6 protein-coding genes are annotated in these 9,089 nt (G+C 72.5%); 1 reads left to right on the plus strand and 5 read right to left on the minus strand.

Annotated features, from left to right (window positions below):
- Window positions 1-204: 204 nt before the first annotated feature.
- Complete coding sequence (locus ACFRMQ_RS33205; RefSeq protein ID WP_380734463.1) at window positions 205-1,173, minus strand: YihY/virulence factor BrkB family protein; 969 nt, start codon at window positions 1,171-1,173, stop codon at window positions 205-207.
- Between the two features lie 47 nt (window positions 1,174-1,220).
- Window positions 1,221-2,219, minus strand: a complete 999-nt coding sequence (locus tag ACFRMQ_RS33210) for a glycosyltransferase family 2 protein (protein ID WP_380734464.1) — start codon at window positions 2,217-2,219, stop codon at window positions 1,221-1,223.
- 132 nt (window positions 2,220-2,351) lie between these two features.
- Between ACFRMQ_RS33210 and ACFRMQ_RS33215 the strand changes: the two genes are divergently transcribed.
- A complete protein-coding gene (locus tag ACFRMQ_RS33215) occupies window positions 2,352-5,927 on the plus strand; it encodes a CDP-glycerol glycerophosphotransferase family protein (protein WP_380734465.1) in 3,576 nt (1,191 codons plus the stop codon).
- A gap of 147 nt (window positions 5,928-6,074) precedes the next feature.
- On the opposite strand, the gene ACFRMQ_RS33220 is transcribed toward ACFRMQ_RS33215, so the two are convergent.
- The 3 genes from ACFRMQ_RS33220 to ACFRMQ_RS33230 are packed head-to-tail and all read right to left on the minus strand — an operon-like array spanning window position 6,075 to window position 9,019.
- Window positions 6,075-6,629 carry a 2'-5' RNA ligase family protein gene (locus ACFRMQ_RS33220; protein ID WP_380734466.1) on the minus strand — a complete coding sequence of 185 codons (555 nt, stop codon included), beginning with the start codon at window positions 6,627-6,629 and terminating at the stop codon, window positions 6,075-6,077.
- The gene (gene trpS / locus ACFRMQ_RS33225; protein WP_380734467.1) at window positions 6,626-7,666 is read right to left on the minus strand and encodes a tryptophan--tRNA ligase; all 1,041 of its coding nucleotides are present in this window, start codon (window positions 7,664-7,666) and stop codon (window positions 6,626-6,628) included. The genes ACFRMQ_RS33220 and trpS overlap by 4 nt, the downstream gene beginning before the upstream one ends.
- A gap of 30 nt (window positions 7,667-7,696) precedes the next feature.
- Entirely contained in the window at window positions 7,697-9,019 is a 1,323-nt protein-coding gene (locus ACFRMQ_RS33230; RefSeq protein ID WP_380734469.1) for a hemolysin family protein, read from the minus strand.
- Between the last annotated feature and the right edge of the window lie 70 nt (window positions 9,020-9,089).

Genomic DNA, 9,089 nt, shown 5'->3' on the forward strand with positions numbered 1-9,089 from the left:
CTACTACCAGGAGTCGGCGCAGACGCCGCTGCGCGACATCACGGAGATGGACCCTTCCTGGGGCGACCGACGGGGACGGCGGGCTCGGCGTCGGCGGCTGGTCCGTCGTGGTGCTGGCCGCGGGCGGGGCCGGGTACGGCGCGCTGGTGCTGCGGCGGCGGCGCTCCGCCGGCTGATCCGCCGCCCGGCGGGGAAGGTCCGGTCTCAGTCCCGGGGCCGGGCCTTCCCGCTCTCCCGGGCCCGGGCGGCTTCCGCCTCCGTCTCCGCCGCCTCCGCCTTGTCGGCCGCCGCCAGCAGCGCCCGTCCGTGCGCCCTGGTCCGCTCCAGGGCGTCCGCCGGGTCGGCCGTCGCCGTCCAGGCCACGCAGTACATCAGCAGCCGGGAGACGAAGTTGATCCACAGCAGCAGCGCCACCGGGGTGGCGAACGCCCCGTACAGGCTCCGCCCGGCGACCGAGCCCAGGTAGGAGGCGAGCAGGAGCTTCAGCAGCTCGAAGCCGACCGAGCCGATCAGCGCGCCCTGGACGAGGTCCCGGCGGCGCTGGTCGGTGATCCCGGAGAAGGGCGCCAGCAGGTAGGCGAAGAGCAGCATGTCGCAGGCTATGGCGATCAGCACGCCGACCGCCGTCAGCAGGTAGCCGCTGCCCAGGCCGATCGCGTCGGCGACCCGGCCGGCCAGCGTCGTCCCGACGGCGGAGACGGCCAGCGAGAACAGCGACACCAGGCCGAGGCCGGCCAGCACCGCCACGTCCCAGGCCTTGCGCAGCACCGGGTTGCCCTCGTCGTGGGGCAGCTGCCACAGGTCCCGGATCGAGGTGCGCATGGTGTCCACCCAGCCGAGGCCGGAGACCAGCAGCAGCGCCCCGCCGACCACCCCGACCGCGCCCGCGTTGGACACCAGGGAGGGCAGGTTGACCGCGTCCGAGAGCCCGGGCAGCTGGTCGGCGATGTGCTCCTGGAGGTCGCGCACCTGACTGTCGCTCAGCGTGGCGGCGGCGATCGCCAGGCCCACCGTGAGCAGCGGGAAGAGCGCGAGGAAGCCGAAGAAGGTGACGGCGCCGGCCAGCCGGTTGCCCCGGGCGGCGGTGAAGTACTCGTACACCCGGTACGGGCGGCTGCGCAGCACCCGGGCCACGAGCGGGCCGACGACCGGAAGGCGGGTCAGGAAGTCCACCTGACCGGTTATACCGGTCCGTCCTCCGAACGAGTGTCAGCTGGGTGTCACCGCTTGACGATTCGGCGGGCCTTGGCGACGGCGCGGACGGCCTGGTACGCGCCGTAGCGGCCGTGGCTGAGCAGCTCGGTGCGCACGCCGTCCACGCCGGCCGGCGGGCGGTAGCCGGCCGGGCGCAGCCGGGCGCAGTGCGCGGCGGCCCGGCGGAAGTACTCGCGGCGGTCGCCGGGCGGGACCCGGCCGGGCTTGGAGACCACGGTGTTGAGGTGGTGCAGCATCCGGCCGTAGACGACCGGGCGCCAGTGGTCCAGGTCGGGGCGGCCGTCGAGGAAGGCGAAGACCAGGTCGTACTGGGCGAACACGTCGAAGTGCTTGCGGCCGGCGGTGGCCAGGATGTTGCCGCCCTCCTGGCGCTGGCGGTAGTGCACGCCGACCCGGTCGAGCAGGGTGATCCGGGCGGCGGCGAGCAGCGCCGGGTACGTCCAGGGGGTGTCCTCGTAGTAGCCGGCCGGGAAGACCAGCCGCTGTTCGGCGATGAAGCCGCGGCGGTAGGCCTTGTTCCAGACGACCTGGAGCAGGTCGAGCAGGTCGGGGCGGGCGGCGAGGTCGAAGACGTCCGGGGAGGCCGCGCCGAAGACGTGCGCGGAGGCGGCCCGGGTGATCCGGCCGTCGGCGTAGGTGCGTGCGTAGTCGTAGACGAGGACGTCCGGGTCGCCGGTGGCGGCGAGCCGCTCGTCGACGGCCTTCAGCAGGCCGGGGGTGAGCGTGTCGTCGCTGTCGAGGAAGACCACGTAGTCGCCGGAGGCGGCCTCCAGGCCGGCGTTGCGGGCCCGGCCGAGCCCGACGTTCTCCGGCAGGTGCAGTACCCGGACCCGGCCGTCGGCCGCGGCGGCCTCGTCCAGCATGGCGCCACAGCGGTCCGGGGAGCGGTCGTCCACGGCGATCAGTTCGAAGTCCGGGCCGTCCTGATCGAGCACCGATTCGAGGCATTCGACCAGGTATTCCTGGACTTGGTACACGGGGACGATCACGCTGAAACGGGGCACCGGCCCAGCGTAGTGGCCCCGGGGACAAACCGGCCCCGGAGGTAGGATCGGGGGCGCACGTACGCACCGATCCCAGTGCGGTCAGGCCCCTCCGGACTGGCACGCTCCTCCCGAGAAAGGCCTGCGTAGCCGATGGCTCCCCGCCTCTCCATCGTCGTCCCGATCTACAACGTCGAGCGCTACCTCGTGGAATGCCTCGACTCGATCGCCGCCCAGACCTTCACGGACTTCGAGTGCGTCATGGTCGACGACGGTTCGAAGGACGGCAGCGCGGCGCTCGCCGAGGCGTACGCGGCCGAGGACTCCCGGTTCCGGCTGGTCCGCCAGGTGAACAAGGGCCTGGGGGCGGCCCGCAACACCGGCATCCGGCACATCGACCCGGACTCCGAGTTCCTGTGCTTCGTGGACAGCGACGACTCGATGCCGCCGAGCGCGTACGAGCTGATGATCAACACGCTGGACGAGACCGGCTCGGACTTCTGCACCGGCAACGTGCTGCGCTTCCGCGCCGTGGGCTACTACCAGTCCGGCGGCCACCTGAAGCCGTTCAAGGAGACCAGGCTCAAGACCCACGTCACCGAGATCCCGGCGCTGGTCACCGACCGCACCGCGTGGAACAAGGTGTACCGCCGCTCGTTCTTCGACGCGGCCGGCCTGCTCTACCCCGAGGGCATCCTGTACGAGGACGCGCCGGTCAGCGTGCCGCACCACTACTTGGCCAAGAGCGTGGACGTGCTCTCCGAGCCGATCTACCACTGGCGCGAGCGCGAGGTCGGCGAGATGTCGATCACCCAGATGCGCACCAACCCCAAGGGCCTGATCGACCGGGTCGCCTCGGTCGAGCTGGTCCGCGCCTGGCTGCTGAAGCAGACCGAGCCGCGCTTCGCCGAGTACCTGCGCTCCTACGACGAGAACACCCTCGTCGAGGAGATCCCGATGTTCTTCGGGTCCGTCGTGGACGGCGACAAGGAGTACCGGGACGCCTACCTCCAGCACGTCACCCGGCTGCTCCGGGCGATCGGCTCCGACAAGGTCGCCAAGCTGCGCGCGCCGCTGCGGCTGAAGTACCACCTGACCCTCTCCGACCGGATGGACGAGCTGGTCGAGCAGATCACGTACGAGCGCGAGAGCGGCGGCGGTGTCCAGGCCCGCGGCCTGCTGCGCCCGTACGCCGACTACCCGTTCCTGCGCGGCGGGCGCCGGAGCGTGCCGTCCGGGGTGCTCAAGCTGGACAACTCGCTGGTCATCCGCAGCCGGCTGTACCGGGCCTCCTGGGAGGGCGGCAGGTTCCGGCTGGCCGGGCACGCGTACCCGGAGCAGCTGGGCGCGGCCGGCAAGCACGACATGGTCCGCACCCTGGTGCTGCGCGAGACCAAGGGCCGCCGGGTCATCGCGGTGCCGATGAAGACGACGTACAGCCCCGAGGCCACCGCGAGCAGCCGGCACGACCTGTACAGCTGCGACTGGTCCGGCTTCTCCGTCGCCGTCGACCCGAAGAAGCTCAAGCACCGCGGCCAGTGGAAGGACGGCAACTGGCGCGTCCTGGTGGCCGGCGCGGGCAAGGGCGGGGTGTACAAGGGCCGGATCTCGGCCGGCTGGAGCGACTCCGCGCAGTTCCTCCCCTCGCACTGGGTCGAGCCGGACGTGCGGATCGTGCCGTGGACCCGGGACAACTTCGTCTACCTCCGGGTGGAGACGGTCAAGGCCCGGGTGACCGGCCTGGCCGCCCAGGGTGACCGGGTGGAGGTCTCGGGCGCGGCCCGCTCCGGCCCGAGCTTCGCCGGCGCGCGGCTGCGGCTGACCCACCTGGAATCGGACCGCGAGCTGTCCTTCCCGCTGGAGCTGGGCGCGCCGGTCGGCTCGCTCCAGCCGTTCACCGCGTCCTTCCCGGTCGCCGAGCTGACCGCCGTCCGCGAGGCCTGGGCCGAGCTGGACCCGGCGGCCGCCGAGCGCAGCCGCGACCGCTGGGACGGCACGCTGCTGCTCGCCGACGGCGGCACCGTCCCGCTGGCCTGGGACGACCGCAACGCGCCCGAGCGGCTGCACCTGGCGCTGAACCCGCAGGCCCCGGTCACCGAGCGCCGGGCGCTCTACTCCAAGCCCTCCCCCGGCGGGTACCTCCAGTTCACCGACCAGGTGCTCCAGCCGCTGGTGGACGAGATCTCCTCGCGCGGTGCCGACGGCTTCCTGCTGAACGGCTCGTTCCCGCTGCCCGGCGCGCACCGCTGGGAGCTGGCGGTCCGTCACGAGTGGCTGGAGGAGGAGCACGTCTACCCGGTGGAGATCTCGGACGGCCGGTTCCGCACCGCGCTGCCCGCCGTGCCGACGGCCTCCTTCGCCGGCCGGGTGCCGCTCGCCAGGGGCACCTGGACGGTCGCCTTCCGCCCGGTCGGCGTGCCGGTGGACGTCCTGCCGGACGCCTGCGCGCTGGTCACCCCGGACTGCTTCGGGACGCTGCCGGTCGAGGTGGAGTCCCGCGGCAAGCGGATCACGCTGGAACGCCGCCACCACGACGGCCTGTCGCTGGAGTCGCACCCGGTGCTGGCTCCCGAGGAGCGCGCGGGCTTCCGCCAGCGCCAGCTGCGGACGGTGGACTACCCGGCCGCCCGCCGCGAGCCGCTGCGCGACGCGGTGCTGTACCACGTCGGCATCCGCAGCGCGTACGCCGACTCGCCCCGGGCCGTCCACGAGGAGCTGGTCCGCCGCGGCCTGCCGCTGGAGCACCTGTGGGGCAGCGACGACATGCAGGCCGAGCTGCCGAAGACCGCGGCCACCGTCCGGCTCCTGAGCCCGGAGTGGATCGAGGCGCTGGCCACCGCCAAGTACATCGTGACCAGCACCCACCTGCCCGAGTTCTTCGTCCGCCGCCCCGGCCAGGTGGTCGTCCAGACCTGGCACGGCACCCCGCTGAAGCAGATCGGCTTCGACTTCGAGAAGGTCTGGTTCACCGACACCGGTTACCTCAAGGGCCTGGCCCGGGAGGTCCCGAACTGGAACCTGCTGGTGGCCGGAAACCGCTGGTCGGCCCCGGTGCTGCGGCGCGCCTTCGACTTCAAGGGCGAGATCCTGGAGAGCGGTTCGCCCCGGAACGACCTGCTGTTCGCGACCGACCGGGAGAAGACCGCCGAGCAGGTCCGGGAGCGGCTCGGCCTGCCCGAGGGCAAGAAGGTCGTGCTCTACGCGCCGACCTGGCGCGAGGACCGGCGCCGGCCGCAGGACGGCTACCAGATCGACCTGCGGATCGACCTGGCGGCGGCCAGGGCCGCGCTCGGCGACGACCAGGTGCTGCTGGTGCGCCGGCACGAGCTGATGTGCGGCCAGATCCCGGGCGCCGGCAACGGCTACATCTGGGACGTCGGCAGCTACCCCGACATGGCGGAGCTGCTGCTGATCGCCGACGTCCTGGTGACCGACTACTCGGCGAGCGTGTTCGACTTCGCGTCGACCGGCAAGCCGATGCTGTTCTTCACCTACGACCTGGAGCACTACCGGGACAACCTGCGCGGCTTCAGCCTGAACTTCGAGGCCGAGGCGCCCGGGCCGCTGCTGGCCACCTCCGAGGCGCTCGTCGGCGCGCTCGGCCGGGTGGACGAGGTCGCGGCCGAGTACGCGGACAGGGCCGCCGCGTTCCGCGAGGCGTACTGCGACCTGGACGACGGCAAGGCGGCCGGCCGGGTGGTCGACGCGATGCTCCGCGTCGAGGGCTGAGGCCCGCCCCCGCTCCGGACACCCGAGCGGTCCGGGAGGCGCCCGGCGCCCCCCGGACCGCTGGTGCCTGGCGGCCGACCGGATGCCCGGGCGGGCGGCAGGCGGCAGGCGGCAGGCGGTGGAGCGGGCCGGGAGCCGGCCCGGGACTCAGCCGAAGGAGTAGGTCCGCCAGGGCCGCCAGACCTCGTCCGCGTCGAAGCGGGAGAGGCCGAAGCCCGGTACCCGGAAGGCCGCCCGGAAGCCACGCGCCTGCTCGTACGCCTGGTCCAGCACGTCGTCCGGCAGGCCGTGGGCCACCGTCACGTGCGGGTGGTACGGGAAGGCCAGCTCGCGGGCCAGCGGGCCGGAGCGGATGTCCGCCTCCAGCAGCCGGCACTCCTGCGCGCCCTCCTCGACCCGGACGTACACCACCGGGGAGACCGGGCGGAAGGTCCCGCCGCCGCGCAGCAGCATCCGGAACGGCCGGTGCGCGGCCGCCACCGCCGCCAGGTGCTCCTCGATCTTCGGCAACCCCTCGGCGGGCACCTCGGTCGGCGGCAGCAGGGTGACGTGCGTGGGTATCGACCGGGCCAGCGGATCGCCGTGCCCGGCCCGGGCGTCCTGGACCGCCGCGCCGTACGGGTCCGGGACGCTCACGGACACGCCGATGGTGACGACCTCGGGGAGGTCGCCACCATCGGGCAGGTGCGTGAGGGGAGTCACCGCTTGGCGGCCGGGAGGAAGCCGATCCGGTCGTACACCGTCTCCAGCGTCACCGACGCCACCTCCCGGGCCTTCTCGGCGCCGATCGCCAGCACCCGGTCCAGCTCCGCCGGGTCGTCCAGGAAGCCGCGGGTGCGCTCCTGGAACGGCGTCACCCACTCGGTGAACAGCTCGGCCAGCTCGGTCTTCAGGGCGCCGTACATCTTGCCCTCGAAGTGCGCGACCAGCTGGTCGATCGTCTGGCCGCTGAGCGCGGAGTGGATGCGCAGCAGGTTGGAGACGCCGGCCTTCTCCTGCTCGTCGTAGGAGACGACGGTGCCGGTGTCGGTGACGGCGCTCTTGAACTTCTTGGCGCTGGCCTTCGGCTCGTCCAGCAGGCTCACCAGGCCCTTGGGCGAGGAGGCCGACTTGCTCATCTTCACGCCCGGGTCCTGGAGGTCCTGGATCTTCGCCGTCTCCTTGAGGATGTACGGCTTCGGGACGGTGAAGGTCGGGCTGTAGCGGGTGTTGAAGCGCTCGGCGAGGTCGCGGGTGATCTCCACGTGCTGGCGCTGGTCCTCGCCGACCGGGACGGCGTCCGCCTGGTAGAGCAGGATGTCCGCGATCTGCAGGACCGGGTAGGTGAACAGGCCGACGGTGGTGCCCTCGGCGCCGTACCGGGAGGACTTGTCCTTGAACTGGGTCATCCGGGAGGCCTCGCCGAACCCGGTGAGGCAGTTCATCACCCAGGCGAGCTGCGCGTGCTCGGGCACGTGCGACTGGACGAACAGCGTGCAGTTCTCCGGGTCCAGGCCGGCGCCGAGCAGCTGGGCGGCGGAGACCCTGGTGTTCTCGCGCAGCGTCGCCGGGTCCTGCGGCACCGTGATGGCGTGCAGGTCGACCACCATGTAGAAGGCGTCGTTGTCCTTCTGGAGGTCGACCCACTGGCGCACCGCACCCAGGTAGTTGCCGAGGTGGAACGAGCCGGAGGTGGGCTGGATGCCGGAGAGAACCCGGGGACGGTCCTTGACCGGACCAGTGACCGCTGCGTTGACCATGCGGGCCATTCTTCCAGTTCCACCGCTCGCTCAGGAAACCTCCGCCCCCGGTGGTTCGGCCAGTGTGACCGCACTCACCCCCACCCGGGCGATCCGCCGCCCCTCGACCTTGGCCACCGTCAGCAGCACCCCGCCGCCCTCGACCGGGACGTGCACCTGGTCGCCGTCCCGGGGCAGCCGGCCGAGCGCGGCGACCAGGCAGCCGGCCACCGTCTCGTACGGACCCTCGGGCAGGGTGACGCCGGTCTCCTCGGCGAAGTCGCCGAGGTTGAGCAGGCCGTCCAGTTCCATGCCGCCGCCGGCCAGTCGGCGGGTGGGGGCGGCCTCCGGGCGGTCGTACTCGTCCCGGATCTCGCCGATCACCTCCTCGACCAGGTCCTCCAGGGTGACGATCCCGGCGGTGCCGCCGTACTCGTCCACCACGATGGCCAGGTGGTGGCCCTCCCGGCGCATCTCGCCCATCGCCTCCAGCACCAGTTTGGTGCCGGGCAGCAGCTTGACCGGGCGGGCCAGGTCGCGGACCTTGGCGGCCTGCTCGCCGCGGGCGCCGTACAGGTCGCGGACGTGGACGAAGCCGACCACCGCGTCGGCGCTGCCCTCGACCACCGGGTAGCGCGAGTGCGGCGAGGTGTCGGCCTGTTGACGGACGGCGGTCAGCGGGCGCTCGGCGTCCAGGAAGGTCACCTCGGTGCGCGGGACCATCACCTCGCGCAGCTGGCGCTCCCCGGCGGAGAACACGTCGGCGATCAACGCCCGTTCGTCGCTTCCCAGTTCGGTGCTGGCGGCGACCAGGCCGCGCAGTTCCTCGGAGCTCATCGAGCCGCGGCCCGCGGTCGGATCCCCGCCGAGCAGTCTGACCATCAGATTGGTGGAGTGGCCCAGCAGCCAGATCACCGGACGCAGCACCACCGACATCACGTCCACCACCGGGGCCGCGACGACCGCGATGGACTCGGCGCGCTGCAGGCCGATCCGCTTGGGGGTCAGCTCGCCCAGCACCAGCGAGGCGTAGCTGATCACCAGGGTGAGGCCGACCAGCGCCACCGCGTCGGCCACGCCCTCGGAGAACCCGGCCCGGACGAACAGCGGGGCGACCTTGCCGGCCAGGGTGTCCGCGCCGAAGGCGGCGGACAGGAAGCCCATGCAGGTCACCCCGACCTGGACGGCGGCCAGGAAGCGGTTCGGGTCGGCGGCCAGGTGCGCGGCCCGGGCCGAGCGCCGGGTGCCGCGCCCCTCCAGCGTCCGGATCTGGCCCTCGCGCAGCGAGATCAGCGAGATCTCGGCGACGTTGAACAACCCGCCCAGCAGGATGAAGACGAGGACGAGCGCGGCGTCCCCGAGTGTTTCGTTCACAGCGGGTCAGTGTAGGGCGGCCGGTCCCGGCCGGAGCCGGACACGACGGCGGCCCGCCGCTTCCGGGAGG

The sequence above is a fragment of the Kitasatospora sp. NPDC056783 genome (assembly GCF_042789895.1).
Lineage (GTDB): Bacteria > Actinomycetota > Actinomycetes > Streptomycetales > Streptomycetaceae > Kitasatospora.